The organism is Streptomyces sp. NPDC026246, assembly GCF_055567995.1.
The window spans coordinates 48,425-68,595 of sequence record NZ_JBVHPJ010000011.1; the positions used below are offsets into that span (position 1 = coordinate 48,425).

General features: G+C 68.3%; 19 protein-coding genes. 10 read left to right on the forward strand and 9 right to left on the reverse strand.

The window, feature by feature from the left end; genetic code table 11:
* Positions 1–33: 33 nt before the first annotated feature.
* Together ACZ4M5_RS25660 and ACZ4M5_RS25665 are read right to left on the reverse strand one after the other, a co-directional pair.
* Positions 34–1,116, reverse strand: a complete 1,083-nt coding sequence (locus ACZ4M5_RS25660; RefSeq protein WP_467740169.1) for an inositol-3-phosphate synthase — start codon at positions 1,114–1,116, stop codon at positions 34–36.
* A 44-nt stretch (positions 1,117–1,160) separates the two neighbouring features.
* Positions 1,161–1,844, reverse strand: coding sequence for a PadR family transcriptional regulator (locus ACZ4M5_RS25665; RefSeq protein WP_467740170.1), 684 nt, complete (start codon positions 1,842–1,844; stop codon positions 1,161–1,163).
* A gap of 763 nt (positions 1,845–2,607) precedes the next feature.
* Here ACZ4M5_RS25665 and ACZ4M5_RS25670 point away from each other — a divergent pair.
* Both ACZ4M5_RS25670 and ACZ4M5_RS25675 read left to right on the forward strand, forming a co-directional pair.
* Positions 2,608–4,884, forward strand: coding sequence for a transglycosylase domain-containing protein (locus tag ACZ4M5_RS25670; RefSeq protein ID WP_467740171.1), 2,277 nt, complete (start codon positions 2,608–2,610; stop codon positions 4,882–4,884).
* Positions 4,885–5,006: 122 nt separating this feature from the next.
* Entirely contained in the window at positions 5,007–6,518 is a 1,512-nt protein-coding gene (locus tag ACZ4M5_RS25675) for a glycosyltransferase family 87 protein (protein ID WP_467740172.1), read from the forward strand.
* 81 nt (positions 6,519–6,599) lie between these two features.
* On the opposite strand, the gene ACZ4M5_RS25680 is transcribed toward ACZ4M5_RS25675, so the two are convergent.
* From ACZ4M5_RS25680 to ACZ4M5_RS25690, 3 genes are all read right to left on the reverse strand, one after another.
* Positions 6,600–7,631, reverse strand: a complete 1,032-nt coding sequence (locus ACZ4M5_RS25680) for an alanine racemase (RefSeq protein ID WP_467740173.1) — start codon at positions 7,629–7,631, stop codon at positions 6,600–6,602.
* A 155-nt stretch (positions 7,632–7,786) separates the two neighbouring features.
* Positions 7,787–8,908 carry a peptidoglycan bridge formation glycyltransferase FemX gene (femX, locus tag ACZ4M5_RS25685; RefSeq protein ID WP_398109188.1) on the reverse strand — a complete coding sequence of 374 codons (1,122 nt, stop codon included), beginning with the start codon at positions 8,906–8,908 and terminating at the stop codon, positions 7,787–7,789.
* Positions 8,909–9,071: 163 nt separating this feature from the next.
* Positions 9,072–9,377, reverse strand: coding sequence for a hypothetical protein (locus ACZ4M5_RS25690; RefSeq protein ID WP_398109189.1), 306 nt, complete (start codon positions 9,375–9,377; stop codon positions 9,072–9,074).
* A 264-nt stretch (positions 9,378–9,641) separates the two neighbouring features.
* On the opposite strand from ACZ4M5_RS25690, the gene rpsF reads away from it, so the two are divergent.
* The 4 genes from rpsF (at position 9,642) to rplI (ending at position 11,341) form a co-directional block, all read left to right on the forward strand.
* Complete coding sequence (rpsF, locus tag ACZ4M5_RS25695) at positions 9,642–9,932, forward strand: 30S ribosomal protein S6 (RefSeq protein WP_003991486.1); 291 nt, start codon at positions 9,642–9,644, stop codon at positions 9,930–9,932.
* A gap of 71 nt (positions 9,933–10,003) precedes the next feature.
* A complete protein-coding gene (locus tag ACZ4M5_RS25700) occupies positions 10,004–10,594 on the forward strand; it encodes a single-stranded DNA-binding protein (RefSeq protein WP_467740174.1) in 591 nt (196 codons plus the stop codon).
* A gap of 45 nt (positions 10,595–10,639) precedes the next feature.
* The gene (gene rpsR, locus ACZ4M5_RS25705; protein ID WP_003949403.1) at positions 10,640–10,876 is read left to right on the forward strand and encodes a 30S ribosomal protein S18; all 237 of its coding nucleotides are present in this window, start codon (positions 10,640–10,642) and stop codon (positions 10,874–10,876) included.
* 18 nt (positions 10,877–10,894) lie between these two features.
* Positions 10,895–11,341: a 50S ribosomal protein L9 gene (gene rplI / locus ACZ4M5_RS25710; RefSeq protein WP_369196864.1), complete on the forward strand. Its 447-nt coding sequence runs from the start codon at positions 10,895–10,897 to the stop codon at positions 11,339–11,341.
* A 156-nt stretch (positions 11,342–11,497) separates the two neighbouring features.
* On the opposite strand, the gene ACZ4M5_RS25715 is transcribed toward rplI, so the two are convergent.
* On the reverse strand, positions 11,498–12,835 hold the full coding sequence (locus tag ACZ4M5_RS25715; RefSeq protein ID WP_467740175.1) for an MATE family efflux transporter: 1,338 nt from the start codon (positions 12,833–12,835) through the stop codon (positions 11,498–11,500).
* A gap of 460 nt (positions 12,836–13,295) precedes the next feature.
* Here ACZ4M5_RS25715 and dnaB point away from each other — a divergent pair, with 460 nt between their 5' ends.
* Together dnaB and ACZ4M5_RS25725 are read left to right on the forward strand one after the other, a co-directional pair.
* A complete protein-coding gene (gene dnaB / locus ACZ4M5_RS25720; protein WP_467740176.1) occupies positions 13,296–14,774 on the forward strand; it encodes a replicative DNA helicase in 1,479 nt (492 codons plus the stop codon).
* Between the two features lie 148 nt (positions 14,775–14,922).
* Positions 14,923–16,317 carry a serine hydrolase domain-containing protein gene (locus ACZ4M5_RS25725; RefSeq protein WP_467740177.1) on the forward strand — a complete coding sequence of 465 codons (1,395 nt, stop codon included), beginning with the start codon at positions 14,923–14,925 and terminating at the stop codon, positions 16,315–16,317.
* 49 nt (positions 16,318–16,366) lie between these two features.
* On the opposite strand, the gene ACZ4M5_RS25730 is transcribed toward ACZ4M5_RS25725, so the two are convergent.
* Together ACZ4M5_RS25730 and ACZ4M5_RS25735 are read right to left on the reverse strand one after the other, a co-directional pair.
* Positions 16,367–16,819 (reverse strand): GNAT family N-acetyltransferase, encoded by a 453-nt coding sequence (locus tag ACZ4M5_RS25730; protein ID WP_467740178.1) that lies wholly within the window; start codon positions 16,817–16,819, stop codon positions 16,367–16,369.
* Between the two features lie 41 nt (positions 16,820–16,860).
* On the reverse strand, positions 16,861–17,325 hold the full coding sequence (locus ACZ4M5_RS25735) for a MarR family winged helix-turn-helix transcriptional regulator (RefSeq protein ID WP_398109196.1): 465 nt from the start codon (positions 17,323–17,325) through the stop codon (positions 16,861–16,863).
* A gap of 141 nt (positions 17,326–17,466) precedes the next feature.
* Here ACZ4M5_RS25735 and ACZ4M5_RS25740 point away from each other — a divergent pair, with 141 nt between their 5' ends.
* Complete coding sequence (locus ACZ4M5_RS25740; protein ID WP_467740179.1) at positions 17,467–18,675, forward strand: MFS transporter; 1,209 nt, start codon at positions 17,467–17,469, stop codon at positions 18,673–18,675.
* A gap of 71 nt (positions 18,676–18,746) precedes the next feature.
* A complete protein-coding gene (locus ACZ4M5_RS25745; protein WP_467740180.1) occupies positions 18,747–19,169 on the forward strand; it encodes a GlcG/HbpS family heme-binding protein in 423 nt (140 codons plus the stop codon).
* A gap of 67 nt (positions 19,170–19,236) precedes the next feature.
* On the opposite strand, the gene ACZ4M5_RS25750 is transcribed toward ACZ4M5_RS25745, so the two are convergent.
* The gene (locus tag ACZ4M5_RS25750) at positions 19,237–20,103 is read right to left on the reverse strand and encodes a GNAT family N-acetyltransferase (RefSeq protein WP_467740181.1); all 867 of its coding nucleotides are present in this window, start codon (positions 20,101–20,103) and stop codon (positions 19,237–19,239) included.
* Between the last annotated feature and the right edge of the window lie 68 nt (positions 20,104–20,171).

Sequence of the window (20,171 nt, forward strand, 5' to 3'; positions counted from 1 at the left end):
ACAGCCCTGGCAGGAGCGATCAGTTGTGGCGCGTCAGCGCTCGACCTCGCCCTTGATGAACTTCTCGACGTTCTCGCGAGCCTCGTCGTCGAAGTACTGCACGGGCGGGGACTTCATGAAGTAGCTCGACGCCGACAGGATCGGACCGCCGATGCCGCGGTCCTTGGCGATCTTCGCGGCGCGCAGGGCGTCGATGATGACGCCGGCCGAGTTCGGGGAGTCCCAGACCTCGAGCTTGTACTCCAGGTTCAGCGGGACGTCACCGAAGGCACGGCCCTCGAGGCGGACGTAGGCCCACTTGCGGTCGTCCAGCCAGGCGACGTAGTCGGACGGGCCGATGTGGACGTTGCCCTCGCCCAGCTCGCGGTCGCGGATCTGGGAGGTGACGGCCTGCGTCTTGGAGATCTTCTTCGACTCGAGGCGGTCGCGCTCGAGCATGTTCTTGAAGTCCATGTTGCCGCCGACGTTCAGCTGCATCGTGCGGTCCAGGACCACGCCCCGGTCCTCGAACAGCTTCGCCATGACGCGGTGCGTGATGGTGGCGCCGACCTGCGACTTGATGTCGTCACCGACGATCGGGACGCCCGCCTCGGTGAACTTGTCGGCCCACTCCTTGGTGCCGGCGATGAAGACCGGAAGGGCGTTGACGAAGGCGACCTTGGCGTCGATGGCGCACTGGGCGTAGAACTTCGCCGCGTCCTCGGAGCCCACGGGCAGGTAGCAGACGAGGACGTCGACCTGCTTGTCCTTGAGGACCTGGACGACGTCGACCGGCTCCTCGGCGGACTCCTCGATGGTCTCCCGGTAGTACTTGCCGAGACCGTCGAGGGTGTGGCCGCGCTGGACCGTCACACCGGAGTGGGGCACGTCGCAGATCTTGATGGTGTTGTTCTCGGAGGCGCCGATGGCGTCCGCCAGGTCGAGTCCGACCTTCTTGGCGTCCACGTCGAACGCGGCGACGAACTCGACGTCGCTGACGTGGTAGTCGCCGAACTGGACGTGCATCAGGCCCGGCACCTTGGACGACGCGTCGGCGTCCTTGTAGTACTCGACTCCCTGCACCAGCGATGCGGCGCAGTTGCCCACACCGACGATGGCTACGCGGACCGAACCCATTCCGGTTGCTCCCTGTGTGTACGAGTGAGGCCCTCGGCGGGCTCTCACGTGGCGGTGTCGCCGGGCGTATCCGGCCGGGGGTCGTCCCCCGGCCGGGGCAGGTCGCCCGGCGCTCCAGATGTGGTGTCGCGCGAGGCGGGCTCCCCGGTGGCGGGACCCTTCAGGTCCCGTCCCGCCCGCTCGCTCTCGATGAGCTCGTTCAGCCAGCGCACCTCGCGTTCCACGGACTCCATCCCGTGGCGCTGGAGTTCGAGCGTGTAGTCGTCGAGACGCTCCCGGGTCCGGGCCAGGGAGGCGCTCATCTTCTCGAGGCGCTCCTCCAGCCGGCTGCGGCGTCCCTCCAGCACGCGCATGCGCACGTCGCGTGACGTCTGCCCGAAGAAGGCGAAACGGGCCGCGAAGGTCTCGTCCTCGTACGCGTCGGGCCCCGTCTGGGAGAGCAGCTGCTCGAAGTGCTCCTTGCCCTCCGCGGTCAGCCGGTAGACGATCTTGGCCCGGCGCCCTGCGAGGGGGGCGGCGAGGGCGTCCTCGGCTGTGCTGCCCGGCTCCTCGATCAACCAGCCGTTGGCGACCAGCGTCTTGAGGCAGGGGTAGAGCGTCCCGTAGCTGAAGGCCCGGAACACCCCCAGCGATGTGTTGAGGCGTTTGCGCAGCTCGTAGCCGTGCATCGGAGATTCGCGGAGCAGGCCGAGTACGGCGAACTCGAGGATCCCGGAGCGCCGGCTCATCGTCGCCTCCTCTCTGCCGCGGTGCGCATGTATCGGACCGATGCCTCGGGCCGATGTGTCGTGCCGATGTATCGACTCGATACATCAAGACGATAGAACGGCCTTCCGGATGCGACAAGAGGGGGTGTGGTGAACGGGATCACATCACCGATTCGTCGGACACTACTTGCCTGATTTGAGGTGAACTTGGGGGCTCGGCAGGTTTTGGCGGTGCGTAGTCTGTGCGCCATGCACATCACCGGGAACCGAGTGACGCCTGTGGGCGTCGTGGTCCTCGGTGGAGTACGGGTGCACGCGGGACCGATGAATACCGAGCCCACCGCATCCGTACTTCGGGGGGACCGGAAACAAGCCGCCGTTTCCAGGCGCGCAGGGGTGCGCCTGCCCGAGGAGTAGTCGTTCGATGAGCGAGCACCGTCGCAAACCGCCGCAGCCGCAGGGAGGCGGACGTGCCGCGGCCCGACGCGGCCAGTCCGGCTCGTCCTCCGGCCGCCGCGCGGCACCGCGAGGCGCCACCGGGTCTCCGTCCGACTCCTACGGGTCGGGTTCTCTCGGCTCGGGGGGTGAGGAGCGTCAGTACGGCGGCCGTGCAGAGGCCCGGCGTGCTGCGCAGAGAAGCACGGGCGGCGGCCGCCGCCGAGGGGCCGAGCCGACCCGTGGTGGTCGGCGTGCCGCCCCTGGCGGGGGCCGCGCCGCAGCCGTTCCTGACAGGAAGCGGCTGATCGACTACCCGCGGGCCGGCAAGTACGGCTGGCAGCGCTGGATGCCCTCCTGGAAGCTCGTCTCCGGTCTCTGCATCGGCTTCCTGGGCAGCCTGGTGGCCGTGGCGGGCATCGGGTACGCCATGGTGAGCGTCCCCAACGAGGAGAACGCGGCGGCCCTGTCGCAGAACAACGTCTACTACTGGGCCGACGGCAGTCGGATGGTCGCGGCCGGCAGTGGCACCAACCGGCAGAACGTCACAATCGAGCGCATTCCGAAGGCCATGCGGGATGCGGTGATCTCGGCTGAGAACAAGACCTTCTACGAGGACTCGGGCGTCGACCCCATGGGTATCGCCCGTGCCCTGGCGAACATGGCCCGCGGCGGTGACACGCAGGGTGGTTCGACGATCACCCAGCAGTTCGTCAAGAACACCTACCTGAGCCAGGACCAGACGCTCTCCCGCAAATTCAAGGAGATGTTCATCTCCGTCAAGGTGGGCAACAAGCTCAGCAAGGACCAGATCCTCCAGGGCTACCTGAACACCTCGTACTACGGCCGTGGTGCCTACGGCATCCAGGCGGCCGCGCAGACCTACTACGGCAAGGACGCGGACCGGCTCTCGGCGAGTGAGTGCGCCTTCCTCGCCGCCCTGCTGAAGGGGCCGACGTACTACGACCCCGCGGGCAATGATGGCCTCGACCCCAATGCGACCAAGGACGCCAACCGCAAGCGGTCGGAGGAGCGCTGGGGCTGGATCCTCGAGCAGATGCACAACGACGACAAGCTGACGGACGAGCAGTACCAGAAGGCGATCAGCAAGTACCCCGAGCCCCAGGGCCGCAAGGCGACCAAGGGCATGAACGGCCAGATCGGCTACCTGGTCGACACGGCGAAGAAGTACGTCCTGAACCACTCTGATCTCTCGGAGAAGCAGTTCGACCAGGGCGGCTACCAGATCAAGACGACCTTCGAGAAGGACAAGGTCGAGGCGATGGCCAAGGCCGTGAAGAAGGTCGAGAAGGAGAAGCTCGACCCGAAGCGGCGTGAGCTGGACAAGCATGTGCAGTTCGGTGCGGCGTCGGTGAAGCCGAACGACGGAGCGATCGTCGCGCTCTACGGCGGTGCGGGCTACGAGAACGGCCACTTCAACAACAACGCCGACACCTCGGGCGTACCCGTCGGCTCGACATGGAAGCCGTTCGTGCTCGCCGCCGCCATGCAGGACGGCACGTACAGAAGTGACGGTCCGCTTTCGCCGCTGAGCAAGTACAACGGCAATGACGACCTGAAGGTCCGGAAGCCGGACGGCACGTACTACCTGCGCAAGGACAACTCGGTGTTCCGGCAGCAGAACGAGAGCGACCACCCATGGGGCTATATCACCCTGCGCAAGGCGATGGAGCAGTCCGTCAACACGCCGTTCGTGCAGCTCGGTGTCGATGTGGGCATGGCGCGGGTACGTGATGTCGCCGAGCGGTCCGGAATCCTGGATCAGAGCATGGTGCAGGAACTCAACCCCTCGTTCGCCCTCGGTACGTCCACGCCCAGTGCGATCCGCATGGCAGACGCCTACGCGACATTCGCCGCCGCCGGCAAGCAGGCTGCGCCTTACTCGGTGACGAGCGTCAAGTTCAACGGCCAGGAGGTCAAGGGCTTCAGCAAGCCGAGGGTCACCCGGGCGATGCCGGAGAACGTGGCGAACAACATCACGGACGTGCTGGAGAACGTGATCCAGAACGGTACGGGTAAGAAGGCGCTGGCCCTGGGCCGTAAGGCGGCCGGTAAGACGGGTACGACCGACGAGAACAAGTCGGCGTGGTTCGTCGGCTACACCAAGCAGCTGGCGACCTCCGTGGCCATGTTCCGGGAGGACCCCAAGAGCGCCAAGCTGCTGTCGATGAACGGCACCGCCGGTGAGCAGTCCATCCACGGTGGTGATGTGCCGACGCAGGTATGGACCGAGTACATGAAGGCCGCACTCGACGGTGAGCCCGATCTGGGCTTCCCGCCGGCCGAGAAGATCGGCACCGTCCAGGACGCCCTCGGCGCCCCCACGCCCAAGCCGACTCCCAGCGAGCAGCCCAGCGAGACGCCGTCCGAGACGCCGAGCGCCACGCCCAGTGAGACGCCGACGTCTCCGTCGCCCACGCCGAGCGACACCTGCGGCTTCTTCGGTTGCGAGGACGACGGAGGCCAGGAGAACGGCGGTCAGGACAACGGCGGCACGGACGGAGGCATCACCGCTCCGCCGACAGGGCCCACCGAGACGAACGAGGACGGTGGCACCAACAGAGGAAACGGCAACGGAGGCATCTTCGGAGGCCCCAACGGATAGCCGGACAAACGCCCGGCTTGGGTGTTTCACGTGAAACGCGAAGGTGTTTCACGTGAAACGAGGGCCGCCCCACCCACTCGGGTGCGGCGGCCCTCGGCGTAGGGCCGGACTCGTACGGCAGGATGTGCGGCATGCCCAGTGCAGAATCGACGCGAGCAGGCGTCCACGAGCCGGAGCCGGTGCTGCCGACCAAGGAGGACGCGGTCGCCGCGGCCGGCAGTGAGCTGATCGGCGGCCCGCTCGGGCGCCGTGCCCTGCTCGGGACGTCGTGGTGGTCCCCGGTGCGAGTGATCGCGCTGGTGGCGATCGGCATGTTCGTCCTCGGCCTGGTCCAGAAGGCGCCTTGCTACAACGGCGCCTGGTTCTACGGTGCCAGCTCGCAGTACACGCACGCCTGCTACTCGGACATCCCACACCTCTTCCAGGGGCGTGGCTTCGCCGACGGACTCGTGCCGTACTTCGACCGGCTCCCCGGTGACATGCAGTACCTGGAGTACCCGGTGCTGACCGGTGTCTTCATGGAGGTCGCTTCCTGGCTCACGCCCGGCAGCGGCACCATCCAGGACCAGGAGCGGTGGTACTGGATGGTCAACGCCGGGATGCTAATGGTCTGCGCGGCGGTCATCGCCGTCTGCGTGACCCGTACGCACGCCCGGCGCCCCTGGGACGGACTACTGGTCGCCCTGGCGCCCGCGTTCGCGTTGACGGCGACCATCAACTGGGACCTGCTGGCGGTCGCTCTGACGGCCGCGGCGATGCTGATGTGGTCGCGAGGCCGGGCCCTCGCGTTCGGCGTCCTGCTGGGACTGGCGACGGCCGCCAAGCTCTATCCGTTCCTGCTCCTCGGGCCGCTGCTGGTGCTGTGCTGGCGCGCGGGGAGATGGCGGGAGTTCGGGACGGCCCTGGGCGGCGCGGTCGTCGCGTGGGTCGTGGTGAACGGTCCGGTGATGCTGTTCGCCTTCGAGGGCTGGTCGAAGTTCTACACCTTCAGCCAGGAGCGGGGCGTCGACTTCGGATCCTTCTGGCTGATCATGGCTCAGAACTCGGACGACCCGCTCAGCACCGACACTGTGAACACGCTCGCCACACTGCTGATGCTGGTGTGCTGCGCGGCCGTCGCGGTGCTGGGCCTGACGGCCCGGCGCCGCCCGCGGTTCGCCCAGCTCGCGTTCCTGATCGTCGCGGCGTTCATCCTCACCAACAAGGTCTACTCGCCGCAGTACGTCCTGTGGCTGGTGCCGTTGGCCGCTCTCGCCCGGCCGAAGTGGCGGGACTTCCTCATCTGGCAGGCCTGCGAGGTGGCGTACTTCCTGGGCATCTGGCTGTACCTCGCGTACACGACCAGCGGAGAGGCCCACAAAGGGCTGCCCACCGACGGCTACCACTGGGCCATCGGCCTGCATCTGCTCGGGACGCTCTACCTCTGCGTCATGGTGGTGCGTGACATCCTCCGGCCGGACCGGGACCCGGTACGCAGGTCCGGGGACGACGATCCCTCGGGCGGTGTGCTGGACGGAGCCGAGGACGTCTTCGTTCTCGGCCCGGCGGCCCGACGGACGCGGCACGAGGTGGCCCGGTCCACAGAGCCTGCGGTCGACTGGGGACGACAGGGAGCCACCGGCGGTTCGCTCTGAGCGAACGCCCTCGGAGGGCTTGGCGGGAAAGCGAGAAGGCCGGCACGGGAAACCGTGCCGGCCTTCTCGCCGAGTGTCCCGTCAGCGGTCCACGAGCCGGTCGAACTGGGTGGTGGTGTGCCGCAGGTGGGCCACCAGTTCCTCGCCGACCTTCGGCTCCGGCGCGTCCGCCGGCACGAAGAGGATCGAGACCTGCATGTGCGGCGGTTCGGCGAACCAGCGCTGCTTGCCGCCCCACACGAACGGGGAGAGGTTCCGGTTCACCGTCGCCAGACCGGCCCGGGCGACGCCCTTGGCGCGCGGCATGACGCCGTGCAGCGCCTTGGGGGCCTCCAGACCCACACCATGCGACGTTCCGCCCGCCACGACCACCAGGAAGCCGTCCGAGGCCGCCTTCTGCTGCCGGTAGCCGAAGCGGTCGCCCTTGGCGACGCGGGTGACGTCCAGGACCGCGCCGCGGTACTCGGTGGCGTCGTGGTCCCCGAGCCACAGCCGCGTGCCGATGCGCGCCCGGAAACGGGTCTGGGGGAACTGCTGCTGCAGCCGGGCGAGATCCTCGGCCTTGAGGTGGCTGACGAACATCGTGTGCAGCGGCAGGCGCGCGGCCCGGAGCCGGTCCATCCAGCCGATGACCTCCTCGACGGCGTCCGAGCCGTCGGTGCGGTCCAGCGGCAGGTGGATGGCGAAGCCTTCCAGCCGAACGTTCTCGATGGCGGAGTGCAGCTGGGCGAGGTCCTGCTCGCTGATGCCGTGCCGCTTCATCGAGGACATCACCTCGATCACCACACGGGCGCCGACGAGGCCGTACACACCGTCTATCGAGGAGACGGAGCGGATCACGCGGTCCGGCAGCGGTACGGGCTCCTCACCGCGCCGGTACGGCGTCAGCACCAGCAGGTCGCCGCCGAACCAGTCCTTGATCCGGGCGGCCTCGTAGGTCGTGCCGACGGCCAGGACGTCCGAGCCCAGACGGGTGGCCTCCTCCGCCAGCCGTTCGTGCCCGAAGCCGTAGCCGTTGCCCTTGCAGACCGGCACCAGGCCGGGGAACTGCTCCTGCACGTGCTTGTGGTGCGCCCGCCAGCGCGCGGTGTCGACGTAGAGCGTGAGCGCCATGGCCGGACCTGGAACCTTTCTCGTGGTTGCCGTGAATCGGCGATGCGGTGATTCGGTGAATCGGTGATGCGGTGGATCAACGATTGCGGGGGATCAGCGGTGTCGCGGGACGGCGGTCGCCGCGGGCCGGGAGTGGGGAAGCACCGAAGGGCGCGTCACCGGCGCGACATATACATGTCGAGCGCCTTGTGCAGCAGCTTGTTCAGCGGGAAGTCCCATTCGCCGAGGTACTCGGCGGCCTGGCCGCCCGTGCCCACCTTGAACTGGATGAGCCCGAAGAGGTGGTCGGTCTCGTCCAGCGAGTCGGAGATGCCCCGCAGGTCGTAGACCGTGGCGCCGAGCGCGTAGGCGTCGCGCAGCATCCGCCACTGCATGGCGTTCGAGGGACGGACCTCGCGGCCGATGTTGTCGGAGGCACCGTAGGAGTACCAGACGTGCCCGCCGACGATCAGCATGGTCGCCGCCGACAGGTTCACACCGTTGTGCCGGGCGAAGTACAGGCGCATGCGGTTGGGGTCCTCGGTGTTGAGGGCCGTCCACATGCGCTGGAAGTACGACAGGGGGCGCGGCCGGAAGTGGTCGCGCACAGCCGTGATCTCGTAGAGACGCTGCCACTCTTCGAGGTCCTGGTAGCCGCCCTGGACGACCTCGACGCCGGCCTTCTCGGCCTTCTTGATGTTGCGGCGCCACAGCTGGTTGAAGTTCTTGTGCACCTCTTCCAGGGACCGGTTCGCCAGCGGCACCTGGTAGACGTAGCGCGGCTGGACGTCGCCGAAGCCGGCGCCGCCGTCCTCCCCCTGCTGCCAGCCCATGCGACGCAGCTTGTCGGCCACCTCGAAGGCGCGCGGCTCGATGTGGTCGGCCTCGATGTCGCGCAGGCGCTTGACGTCGGGGTTCTGGATGCCCTGCTTGATGGACGCCGCCTCCCAGCGCCGGATGATCACCGGCGGGCCCATCTTCACCGAGAAGGCGCCCTGCTGCTTCAGGTGAGCCAGCATCGGCTCGATCCATTCCTGCAGGTTGGGCGCGTACCAGTTGATGACCGGGCCCTCGGGCAGGTAGGCGAGGTAGCGCTTGATCTTGGGCAGCTGCCGGTAGAGAACCAGGCCCACACCGACCAGTTCGCCGGTGCGGTCGTCGAACCAGCCGAGGTTCTCCGAGCGCCACTCGGCCTTGACGTCAGCCCAGGCCGGGACCTGCATGTGGCTCGCCGACGGCAGGCTCTGGATGTACGCCAGATGCTGCTCTCGACTGATGGTCCTCAGGGTCAGGCTCATTCGGGGCGCTCCTCGGGCTGGTGTGTCCCCATGGGTTCAGGGGCTCCGGCTCTCGCGCGAAGCCTACTGCGCCGTGGGAGCGCGTCGTCTGGGCGTACGAATCTCCGCCCCGGCGCGAGGCCGGCCGGGGCGGAGTCCGGTGTGCGGAAAGGGGTGCCCGGCGTCAGCCGATGAGGCCGCCGTGCGCCATGCCCAGGAAGAACCCGACGCCCGATGCGCCGAGGCCCAGGATGAGGCCGAAGCGTTCCCGGGTCGTCTCCGAGATCCACTGGCCGTACGCACCCGTGAGGATGCCCACCAGACCGGCCCAGGAACTGAGAATGTGCAGGTCGTCTTCGATGATCGCCGTGAGGAAGGCGGTGAGGCCCAGCACCAGGGTCACGGCGAGGAGGGCGTCCTGGAGGGGGTGGGGCTTTCCGTCCGTGGCGAGAAGGCCGCCGCCGGTGTTGGGTCGCAATGCCTGTGCCATAGGGCACCTCCTGCGAAAGTCGGCGCATCGTAGCGCCATACACACCCGATGTGTACAGATTGGCTGCCCCGGCGGCCGGATTTCAACCGGAAGCCACCGGGCGGGTAGTGTGTACCGTCTGCACCGGTGTCTGCCCATGCCATGGCGAGGGGTTCTCCACAGGACCCCTGATTGTCAGTGGTGGCCGATACCGTTGCCTACGCATCACAACCCTCCTGCCACGGAACGACCGTGGCCGCTGAGTCCAAAGGAGGTGGGTTCCACATGCGTCACTACGAGGTGATGGTCATCCTCGACCCCGACGTCGAGGAGCGCGCTGTCTCCCCGCTGATCGAGAACTTCCTCTCTGTCGTCCGTGACGGCGGCGGAAAGGTCGAGAAGGTCGACACCTGGGGTCGTCGTCGTCTCGCGTACGAGATCAAGAAGAAGCCCGAGGGCATCTACTCGGTCATCGACCTGCAGGCCGAGCCTGCGGTCGTCAAGGAGCTCGACCGCCAGATGAACCTGAACGAGTCGGTCCTCCGGACCAAGGTCCTCCGTCCCGAGACCCACTGAGCTTCCCCGCTCAGCTGATCCCGGGATTCGAGTAGCAAGCAGCCAGAGCAAACCCGCCGAGAGGTTCCCCCATGGCAGGCGAGACCGTCATCACGGTGGTCGGCAATCTTGTCGACGACCCCGAGCTGCGCTTCACCCCCTCCGGTGCGGCCGTCGCGAAGTTCCGTGTCGCGTCCACTCCCCGCACCTTCGACCGCCAGACGAACGAGTGGAAGGACGGCGAGAGCCTGTTCCTGACCTGCTCGGTCTGGCGTCAGGCGGCGGAGAACGTCGCCGAGTCGCTCCAGCGAGGCATGCGCGTCATCGTGCAGGGCCGGCTGAAGCAGCGGTCCTACGAGGACCGTGAGGGCGTCAAGCGCACGGTCTACGAGCTGGATGTCGAGGAAGTCGGCGCCAGCCTGCGCAACGCCACGGCCAAGGTCACCAAGACCACCGGCCGGGGCGGCCAGGGCGGCTACGGCGGTGGCAGTGGCAGTGGCGGCGGCCAGGGTGGCGGCGGCTGGGGCGGCGGCCCCGGCGGCGGTCAGCAGGGCGGCGGCGCTCCCGCCGACGACCCGTGGGCGACCGGCGCTCCCGCCGGTGGCAACCAGGGCGGTGGCGGCGGCTGGGGTGGAAACTCCGGCGGCGGTGGCGGCGGCTACTCGGACGAGCCCCCCTTCTAGGGGTCGGCTCGCACCCACACTTCTTGATCACACAGGAGATACACCATGGCGAAGCCGCCTGTGCGCAAGCCGAAGAAGAAGGTCTGCGCTTTCTGCAAGGACAAGGTCACGTACGTGGACTACAAGGACACGAACATGCTGCGGAAGTTCATTTCCGACCGCGGCAAGATCCGTGCCCGCCGCGTGACCGGCAACTGCACGCAGCACCAGCGTGACGTCGCCACGGCCGTGAAGAACAGCCGTGAGATGGCGCTGCTGCCCTACACGTCCACCGCGCGATAAGGGAAGGGTGACCGACACATGAAGATCATCCTCACCCACGAGGTCTCTGGCCTCGGTGCCGCCGGCGACGTCGTCGACGTCAAGGACGGTTACGCTCGCAACTACCTGATCCCGCGGAAGTTCGCTATCCGCTGGACCAAGGGTGGCGAGAAGGACGTCGAGCAGATCCGTCGTGCTCGCAAGATCCACGAGATCCAGACCATCGAGCAGGCCAACGCTGTGAAGGCCCAGCTCGAGGGTGTCAAGGTCCGTCTGGCCGTCCGCTCCGGCGACGCCGGTCGTCTCTTCGGTTCCGTCACCCCGGCCGACATCGCCTCGGCGATCAAGGCTTCCGGTGGCCCCGAGGTCGACAAGCGCCGCATCGAGCTCGGCTCGCCGATCAAGACGCTGGGCGCCCACCAGACGTCCGTGCGTCTGCACCCCGAGGTTGACGCCAAGGTCAGCATCGAGGTCGTCGCGGCCTGAGTGCCGCCCTCACTGACGAAGTGAGCGAGGGGGCCGCATCCTTCGGGATGCGGCCCCCTCGTCGTGTCGGCTGCGGGCTGGTTTCACGTGAAACAGGGCCATCAGCGGGTCGATGCTTGTTTCACGTGAAACGCGTCCTCGGCTTTCCCTGCACCGTCAGCGCGTCGCGCCAGTCACGATCCAGCGCCCCGACCGGCTCCGCAGCCACAAGGTGAGCATCCTGACGATCATCATCAACGTCATCGTGGCCCACAGGGCGGTGAGTCCACCGCCGAGCACGGGGACCAGCAGGGCGGCAGGTGTGAAGACCGCCAGCGTGATCAGCATGGCCCACGCCAGATAGGGGCCGTCACCGGCGCCCATGAGGACCCCGTCCAGGACGAAGACGATCCCGGAGATCGGCTGGGAGAGGGCGACGATGATGAGGGCGGGCAGTGCCACGTCCTTGACCGCCGGATCACTGGTGAACAGAGGCAGGAAGGCCGGCCGTGCGACGACCACCAGGACACCGAGAACGACCCCGACGGCGATCCCCCACTCCACCATGCGGCGGCACACGGCACGGGCACCCTGGGCGTCACCGGCTCCGAGGTAGCGCCCGATGATGGCCTGTCCGGCGATGGCGATGGCATCCAGGGCGAAGGCCAGCAGACTCCAAAGGGAGAGGATGATCTGGTGGGCGGCAATGTCGGCGTCTCCGAGCCGTGCGGCAACCGCCGTTGCGATCATCAGGATCGCGCGCAAGGAGAGGGTGCGCACCAGCAGGGGCGCACCGGCCTGGGCCGAGGCCCGAATCCCGGCCGCGTCCGGTCGCAGGGAGGCACCGTGCTTGCGTGCTCCCCGCAGTACGACCACGAGGTAGACGCCGGCCATGCCGCACTGGGCGATGACCGTGCCCCACGCGGAACCGGCGATGCCCAGGCCGGCGCCGTAGACCAGCCCCACGTTGAGAGCTCCGTTGGCGACGAAACCGGCGACGGCGACGTAGAGCGGCGTCTTGGTGTCCTGCAGACCGCGCAGGACACCGGTCGCGGCCAGGACGACGAGCATGGCGGGGACGCCGAGGAGGGAGATGCGCAGGTAGGTCGTCGCGTACGGGGCGGCCGCGTCGGACGCGCCGAAGAGGTCCACGAGGTGCGGTGCCGTCGGCAGAGCAACGGCGACCACGGCAGCCCCGAGCAGCAGGGCCAGCCAGATACCGTCCATGCCCTGTCGGATGGCGGCTGGGAGGTCATCGGCGCCCACGCGTCGGGCGACCGCCGCGGTGGTGGCATAGGCGAGGAAGACGAAGACACTGACCGCGGTCACGAGCAAGGCCGAGGCGACGCCGAGTCCGGCGAGTTGTGCGGTGCCCAGATGGCCCACGATGGCGGTGTCGGCCATCAGGAACAGGGGCTCGGCGACCAGCGCGCCGAAGGCCGGCACGGCCAGCGCGACGATCTCTCGGTCGTGCTGTCTACGGTCGGTGGGGCGGCGCTCGGGGGCCTGTGTCATGTGCACCAATCTAATCGTCCACAGGTAAGAGATGCAAAGCTTCAATGACCCTTACTTTTGATCCTGGAGCGCGTGCCGCTGTGCACCATTCGAAGCGATCTTGCTCCGCTGGGAAAAGTTTTTCTCCTGCACAACCGGTGGACGGCAAAGATGCAGGTCAGATGGCTGAGGTGAGAACGGGTCGGAGCTTGTTCACAGGACTGTCCACCGGGTCGTGCACAGGTTTCGTCGAGTTCTCCACAGCATCTGGGCCGTCGTCCACATGGCCTGTGGATAACCAGATTGGCTGACGGTGCCGACGGGCCTACGGTGGTCCGGCGCCCGCTCCGTCCGCCGGTTTTCAAAACGCCACAAAACCGGCCTCCGTCAACCGGAGTTGGGCCTCTCATTTGTCAGTGCCGTGCCGTAGAAAGAAGGGGCATGGCGAGGTCTGCTGCGGCGGACGGGAGGAGGTGGCTCGGTGAGCATTTCCGAGCCCTTGGACGACCCGTGGGCCGACAGCGGTCCCAGTGATCGTCTGCCCGCCTCCCGCCGACGCGGCGACGGAGCGCGGGGCCGCGACGAACAGCACGAGCGCGGCAGGGACAACGGATGGGACGGCGGTTCGGCCCCGTCGTTCGAGCGGGTGCCGCCCCAGGACATCGAGGCGGAGCAGTCCGTCCTCGGCGGCATGCTCCTCTCCAAGGACGCCATCGCCGACGTCGTCGAGATCCTCAAGGGACACGACTTCTACAAGCCGGCCCACGAAACGATCTACCAGGCCGTCCTGGACGTCTACGCCAAGGGCGAGCCGGCCGACCCCATCACCATCGCCGCCGAGCTGACCAAGCGCGGCGAGATCAACAAGGTCGGCGGGGCCTCGTACCTGCACACCCTCGTCCAGACGGTGCCCACAGCGGCGAACGCGGCGTACTACGCGGAGATCGTCCACGAGCGGGCGGTGCTGCGCCGTCTCGTCGAGGCGGGCACGCGCATCACGCAGATGGGATACGCGGCGGACGACGACGTCGACGAGATCGTCAACCGCGCCCAGGCGGAGGTCTACGCGGTCACCGAGCAGCGCACCAGCGAGGACTACCTCCCGCTGGGCGACATCATGGAGGGCGCGCTCGACGAGATCGAGGCGATCGGCTCACGCAGCGGCGAGATGACGGGCGTACCGACGGGCTTCACCGACTTCGACTCGCTGACCAACGGTCTGCACCCCGGTCAGATGATCGTCATCGCCGCGCGTCCCGCCATGGGCAAGTCGACGCTCGCACTCGACTTCGCCCGGGCGGCGTCGATCAAGAACAACCTGCCGAGCGTGATCTTCTCCCTCGAGATGGGACGCAACGAGATCGCGATGCGCCTGCTGTCCGCCGAGGCCCGGGTCGCCCTGCACCACATGCGGTCCGGCACGATGACGGACGAGGACTGGACGCGTCTGGCCCGGCGGATGCCGGACGTCTCGGCCGCGCCCCTCTACATCGACGACTCCCCGAACCTGTCGATGATGGAGATCCGCGCCAAGTGCCGGCGCCTCAAGCAGCGCAACGACCTGAGACTGGTCGTCATCGACTACCTGCAGCTGATGCAGTCCGGCGGTTCCAAGCGGGCCGAGAGCCGCCAGCAGGAGGTCTCGGACATGTCCCGTAACCTCAAGCTGCTCGCCAAGGAGCTGGAGATCCCGGTCATCGCGCTCTCTCAGCTGAACCGTGGCCCCGAGCAGCGTACGGACAAGAAGCCGATGGTCTCCGACCTGCGTGAGTCCGGCTCCATCGAGCAGGACGCCGACATGGTCATCCTGCTGCACCGCGAGGACGCGTACGAGAAGGAGTCCCCACGCGCGGGTGAGGCCGACCTGATCGTGGCCAAGCACCGTAACGGCCCGACGGCAACGATCACGGTGGCCTTCCAGGGTCACTACTCCCGCTTCGTGGACATGGCGCAGACCTGATCGCCCGGATCACCGGGCGTCGCGGCGATCCGCGTGCTGGACGAGGTGCCACCCCGGTGGAGCACACCAGGTGCATGAATCGAGAGAACCCGCTCCGCCGGCGGTGAAATGTGTCGACTCCGGGGTCATCGGCGGGTGGACTGAGGGCATGACGACACCTCAGGAAGAGCTGCTCCCCGCCACGCGACGGGCGTTGCTGCACCGGGTCGCGGTGGCCCAGGCCGAGGGACGGGCACCCTCGCTCGTCGCGGCCGTCGTGCGTGACGGGCGGGCGGTGTGGCACGGGAGCCGGTCCTCGGTGGAGGGGCACGTGCCCGACGAGAACACGCAGTACCGCGTCGGCTCGATCACCAAGACCTTCACCGCCGTTCTCGTGATGCGCCTGCGTGACGAAGGGCTGGTCGGGCTCGACGATCCCCTGGAGAAGCACCTGCTGGGCACCGGCGCCGGGGAGGTCACGATCGCCCAACTGCTGGCGCACACCGGCGGGCTGGCGGCCGAGACCCCCGGGCCGTGGTGGGAGCGCACTCCGGGTTCCCTCCGGCCGGAACTGTCCGACGTCCTCGGCGAGCAGCCCCTGGTCCACCCCGTCGGTCGGCGGCACCACTACTCGAACCCTGGTTACACGCTCCTGGGCGCGCTCGTCGAAGAGGTGCGGGGGACGTCCTGGGAAGAGGCACTACGGCGGGAAGTGCTCGAACCGCTGGGATTGGACCGAACCGGCGTCCGACCGGAAGCCCCCCACGCGGGTGGCTGGGCCGTGCACCCCTGGGCGGACGTCCTGTTGCCCGAACCGGTCGAGGATCTCGGGCGGATGGCCCCGGCCGGCCAGCTCTGGTCCACGACGGGGGATCTGGCCCGGTTCGCCTCCTTCCTGGTGCGGGGCGACGAACGGGTTCTGAGCGCCGACTCCTTGCGGGAGATGCGGACCCCGGCGGCACCCGCAGAAGCGGCGGACGTGATGTCCGGTGACGCCTACGGTCTCGGCATGCAGGTCCAGCGACGGCACGGCCGGCTCCTCGTCGGGCACACCGGCTCCCTGCCGGGGTTCCTGGCCACTGTGGCCATCAGCGTGGAGGACGATGTGGCGGCGGTCGTTCTGGCCAACTGCACCTCCGGCCCCGCGGTGGCCACGGTCGCCGCCGATCTGGTCCGGATCGTGGCCGAAGCCGAGCCGCGCATCCCCGCCCCGTGGACGCCGCTGCGCCAGGCCGATCCGGCGGTGCTGGAGCTGGCGGGTCAGTGGTACTGGGGGACGTACGCCTTTGCCCTGCGCTTCCTGTCCGACGGGCTGGCCTCACTGGAGCCGCTGTCCGGCAACGGACGCCGTTCACGGTTCCGGCCGAACGGTGACGGCTCCTGGACCGGTCTGGAGGGTTACTACGCCGGCGAGCTGCTGAAGGTCATGCGAGGGGGTGACGGGCGCGTCGATCATCTCGATGTGGGGTCGTTCGTGTTCACACGTCAGCCCTATGAGCAGGGAGCTGACGTGCCGGGCGGAGTCGACGCCGACGGGTGGCGCGGGATCGACCGGAAGGCGTGAGGGCGGGGGCCGCTGTTTCACGTGAAACAGCGGCCCCTCGCGAGTTCGGTCAGAGCTGGAGCTTGAAGCCGGTGTGCGAGGCCTCGAAGCCGAGTCGCTCGTAGAAACGGTGAGCGTCGACACGGGTCTTGTCGGAGGTCAGCTGCACCAACTGACAGCCCTGCTCGCGGGATGCGTCGATGGCCCATTCGATGAGCTGAGTGCCGAGGCCGCTGCCCCGTTCGTCGGCGTGGATGCGCACACCTTCGATGATCGACCTGGTGGACCCCCGCCGGGACAGCCCGGGGATGATCGTCAGCTGGAGCGTGCCGACGACCCTGTTCTCCCGGACCGCCACCACCACATGCTGGTTCGGATCGGCGCTGAGCCGCTCGAGCGCCGCCAAGTACGGCGTCAGGTCGTCCGGTGATTCCCGACGGGCACCCAAGGGGTCGTCCGCGAGCATGACGACGATCGCCGGGACGTCGTCGGCGACGACAGGACGTATTTCAAGATCTCCCATAGCGGCACCCTACGCAGGTGGCCCGCCGTCCGGCCCCCTTTTCAGGCCGGTACCGGGGCTTTCAGCGTCTCGACGACCCGGACCAGGGGAGCCAGCTCGGGGTTCTTCGCCGCCTCGTCGAGGGCCTCGCGCAGAGCGGCGTCGTTGGTGGGCCGTGCTGCCTCGAGCAATGCCAGGCCCGCCTCGGTGACGTTCGTGTAGATGCCCCGGCGGTCGGTGGGGCAGAGGTAGCGCTCCAGGAGTCCGCGGTCCTCAAGCCGGGTGACCAGGCGCGTGGTGGCGCTCTGGCTGAGGACGACCGCGTCCGCCACCTGCTTCATCTGCAGATGACCCCCCTCGCCGTCGTGTTGTCGGCTGAGTACGTCCAGCAGGGAGTATTCGCGCGCACTCAGGTCGTGCTGGGCCTGTAGGGCGCGCTCGATGTGGGCCTCGATCCTCCCGTGAAGCAGGGAGAGGGCGCACCACCCCTGGGCGAGGGCGGTGAGCGCGGGGTCCGTCGCTGTCATTGGCGTTTCCTCCGTCCCGAGCGGCTGTCTTCCAGGATAGGGTAACGCCGCAATAGACGGCGGTTGCGTATAGCCCGCGTGTGCAACTATTGTGGACGCACGCAAAGCGCTCCTGCAATCGTCTGGGAAGGTAACCCCTCCATGCCTCTCGCGCTTCTGGCCCTCGCGATCGGGGCCTTCGGGATCGGAACGACAGAGTTCGTGATCATGGGCTTGCTGCCCGAGGTCGCCGCCGACTACGGGGTCTCCATCCCCACCGCCGGCTACCTGGTGACCGGATACGCGCTCGGTGTGATGTTCGGCGCCCCGCTGATGACCGTGCTCGGCACCAAGGTCTCCCGCAAGCGGATGCTGATGCTCCTGATGGGCCTGTTCATCGCCGGCAATCTGCTCTCGGCCATCGCCCCGACCTTCTCCGTCATGCTGATCGGGCGAATCGTCGCCTCGCTCGCCCACGGCGCCTTCTTCGGTATCGGCTCGGTGGTCGCGGCCGACCTCGTCGCCCCGCACAAGCGGGCCGGAGCCATCGCGATGATGTTCACCGGCCTGACCGTCGCCAACGTCGTCGGAGTCCCGCTGGGCACGCTCGTCGGCCAGTCCATCGGCTGGCGGGTCACCTTCGCCATCGTGGCCGCCCTCGGCGTGATCGGCCTGGCAGGCATCGCCCGGCTCGTCCCCGACATGCCCAAGGCGCAAGGCGTGCACCTGCGGCACGAACTGGCCGCCCTCAAGAACGTGCAGGTGCTGCTCGCGATGGCGATGACCGTCCTCGGCTTCGGCGGAGTCTTCGCGGCCATCACCTACATCGCGCCGATGATGACCCACGTCGCCGGCTTCGCCGACGGCTCGGTCACCTGGCTGCTCGTCCTCTTCGGCCTCGGCATGGTCGGTGGCAACCTGGTCGGCGGCAAGTTCGCGGACCGCGCCCTGATGCCCATGCTGTACGTCTCCCTGGGCGCTCTGGCCGTCGTGCTGGCGCTGTTCACACTCACCGCCCATGACAAGGCGCTCTCCGCCGTCACCATCGCCCTGATCGGTGCCCTCGGATTCGCCACCGTGCCGCCGCTGCAGAAGCGGGTCCTGGACCAGGCACACGGAGCCCCCACCCTGGCCTCGGCGCTGAACATCGGCGCATTCAACCTCGGCAACGCCCTGTCCGCCTGGCTCGGCGGCATCGTGATCGCCGCGGGCCTCGGCTACACCGCCCCCAACTGGGTGGGCGCCGCTCTCGCCGCGGCCGCCCTGGTCCTGGCCGTCCTCTCGGCCGCCCTGGAACGCCGTGGCAGCGCTACCACCTCTGTCGTCGAGGGTCCCACTGCCGCCGAGCAGCGGGTCAGCGTCCACCAGTGAGCATCCGGCCCGCCCAGACCCACCTCGTCCCCCGCCTCACTCGCTCGACCACTCTTCAGGAGAAGCACCTCATGAGCACCACCACCGCCGTCGCCCCGCTGACCACGCAGGACGCCGACGCCCTCGTCACCGCCGCCGGCCGTGCCGCCGAGGCCGCAGGCGTCACCGTCAGCATCACCGTCCTCGACGCGGGAGGGCACCTGCTCGCCTTCCGACGCGACGACCGTGCCGTGCTGATCTCCGGTGAGACCAGCACCCGCAAGGCCTACACCGCCCTCCAGCTGAACGCGCCCACCTCCGACCTCGTGGACGCCGTGCAGCCCGGCGGCCTCTTCCACACGCTGCCGACCGCGCTCGACCGGCCGCTGCTGTTCATCGCCGGCGGAGTACCCGTGCGCCGCGACGGCCGCCTGATCGGCGCGATCGGCGTGGGCGGCGGCGCTCCGGAGCAGGACCACGCCTTCGCCACGGCGGCCGTGGAATCCCTCGCCTAACCGGCTCCCGCAGCGTGAACGCCGGCTCCCCCAACCCGGGGGAGCCGGCGTTCGTCGTCTCGGAACGTCAGCCCGCCGCGACCGTGACCGGAGCGAACCGCCGACTCCAGTCCCCGGGGAGCTCGGTGATGCCGTACGTCATCACCGCGTTGAAGGCGATGGACTCCAGGCCGCGTTCCTTCACCCAGGCCAGTAGGTCTTGGTGCCGCACGTCGATGTCGGTGCGCAGGGGGCGATCGGTGTGGGCGGCGAGAGAGGCGATGAGGGCCTGGGCCACCGCCGTGTCCCGGGCGATGAGAGGGCCGACCACATGGGTGGCCATGTTCGGCCATGCGGCCGCGTAGCCGATGATCCGCCCATTCTCCTCGGCGACGCGCAACTGGTCGGCGAAGGCGGGCAGTCGCGTGACGATATGTGTGCGGTCCGCCCCGAAGACCTGCTCGTCGAGCCGGAGGATCGCCGACAGATCCTCGGCGGTGGCCGCACGGGTGGCGACCCCGGATTCGGATCCGCCGGGAACGAAGTGCCCGCTCACCATCTCGGCTCGTCCGGTGACCTTGAAGCCGAGCTCCTCGTAGAGAGGCCGGCCGTACGGCGTGGCATGCAGAGTGAGAGGCGTGGTGCCCATCTCCGCCACGACGTACTGCATCAGACGGCGGCCCACACCTTGCCGAGCGTGCCGTCCCGCCACGAGCACCATGCCGATGGCGGCCAGGGCGGGACGGTCCTGGGGGCCGTACTCGGTGACGACACAGGCGCTCACGAGTCCGCCCTCGGGATCATTGATGCCGTAGGCCTTGCCTGCTGTGAGGAGGAACTGCCACTTGTGCTCCTCCCGTGGCCACCCCCGGTCTTCGGACAGATCGGCGCAGGCGGTGAGGTCGCGAAGCGTCAGACGGCGAACGGGCAGAGAGGCAAGGGAAGGAGTCGGCACGCAGGTCAGGCTGTCCGACGATGACCCCCTGCGTCCACCTGTTTCGGTGGAGAGGTGCGAGCTTTTGG

Bases quoted from the DNA above. Each gene is read 5' to 3' on its own strand.
- ACZ4M5_RS25700 (WP_467740174.1), top strand. From the start codon at position 10,004: ATGGCAGGCGAGACCGTCATCACGGTGGTCGGCAATCTTGTCGACGAC.
- ACZ4M5_RS25690 (WP_398109189.1), bottom strand. From the start codon at position 9,377: ATGGCACAGGCATTGCGACCCAACACCGGCGGCGGCCTTCTCGCCACG.
- rpsR (WP_003949403.1), top strand. From the start codon at position 10,640: ATGGCGAAGCCGCCTGTGCGCAAGCCGAAGAAGAAGGTCTGCGCTTTC.
- ACZ4M5_RS25730 (WP_467740178.1), bottom strand. From the start codon at position 16,819: ATGGGAGATCTTGAAATACGTCCTGTCGTCGCCGACGACGTCCCGGCG.
- ACZ4M5_RS25745 (WP_467740180.1), top strand. From the start codon at position 18,747: ATGAGCACCACCACCGCCGTCGCCCCGCTGACCACGCAGGACGCCGAC.
- ACZ4M5_RS25660 (WP_467740169.1), bottom strand. From the start codon at position 1,116: ATGGGTTCGGTCCGCGTAGCCATCGTCGGTGTGGGCAACTGCGCCGCA.
- ACZ4M5_RS25665 (WP_467740170.1), bottom strand. From the start codon at position 1,844: ATGAGCCGGCGCTCCGGGATCCTCGAGTTCGCCGTACTCGGCCTGCTC.
- ACZ4M5_RS25670 (WP_467740171.1), top strand. From the start codon at position 2,608: ATGCCCTCCTGGAAGCTCGTCTCCGGTCTCTGCATCGGCTTCCTGGGC.
- femX (WP_398109188.1), bottom strand. From the start codon at position 8,908: ATGAGCCTGACCCTGAGGACCATCAGTCGAGAGCAGCATCTGGCGTAC.
- rpsF (WP_003991486.1), top strand. From the start codon at position 9,642: ATGCGTCACTACGAGGTGATGGTCATCCTCGACCCCGACGTCGAGGAG.
- ACZ4M5_RS25725 (WP_467740177.1), top strand. From the start codon at position 14,923: ATGACGACACCTCAGGAAGAGCTGCTCCCCGCCACGCGACGGGCGTTG.
- rplI (WP_369196864.1), top strand. From the start codon at position 10,895: ATGAAGATCATCCTCACCCACGAGGTCTCTGGCCTCGGTGCCGCCGGC.
- ACZ4M5_RS25715 (WP_467740175.1), bottom strand. From the start codon at position 12,835: ATGACACAGGCCCCCGAGCGCCGCCCCACCGACCGTAGACAGCACGAC.
- ACZ4M5_RS25675 (WP_467740172.1), top strand. From the start codon at position 5,007: ATGTGCGGCATGCCCAGTGCAGAATCGACGCGAGCAGGCGTCCACGAG.
- ACZ4M5_RS25735 (WP_398109196.1), bottom strand. From the start codon at position 17,325: ATGACAGCGACGGACCCCGCGCTCACCGCCCTCGCCCAGGGGTGGTGC.
- ACZ4M5_RS25680 (WP_467740173.1), bottom strand. From the start codon at position 7,631: ATGGCGCTCACGCTCTACGTCGACACCGCGCGCTGGCGGGCGCACCAC.
- ACZ4M5_RS25740 (WP_467740179.1), top strand. From the start codon at position 17,467: ATGCCTCTCGCGCTTCTGGCCCTCGCGATCGGGGCCTTCGGGATCGGA.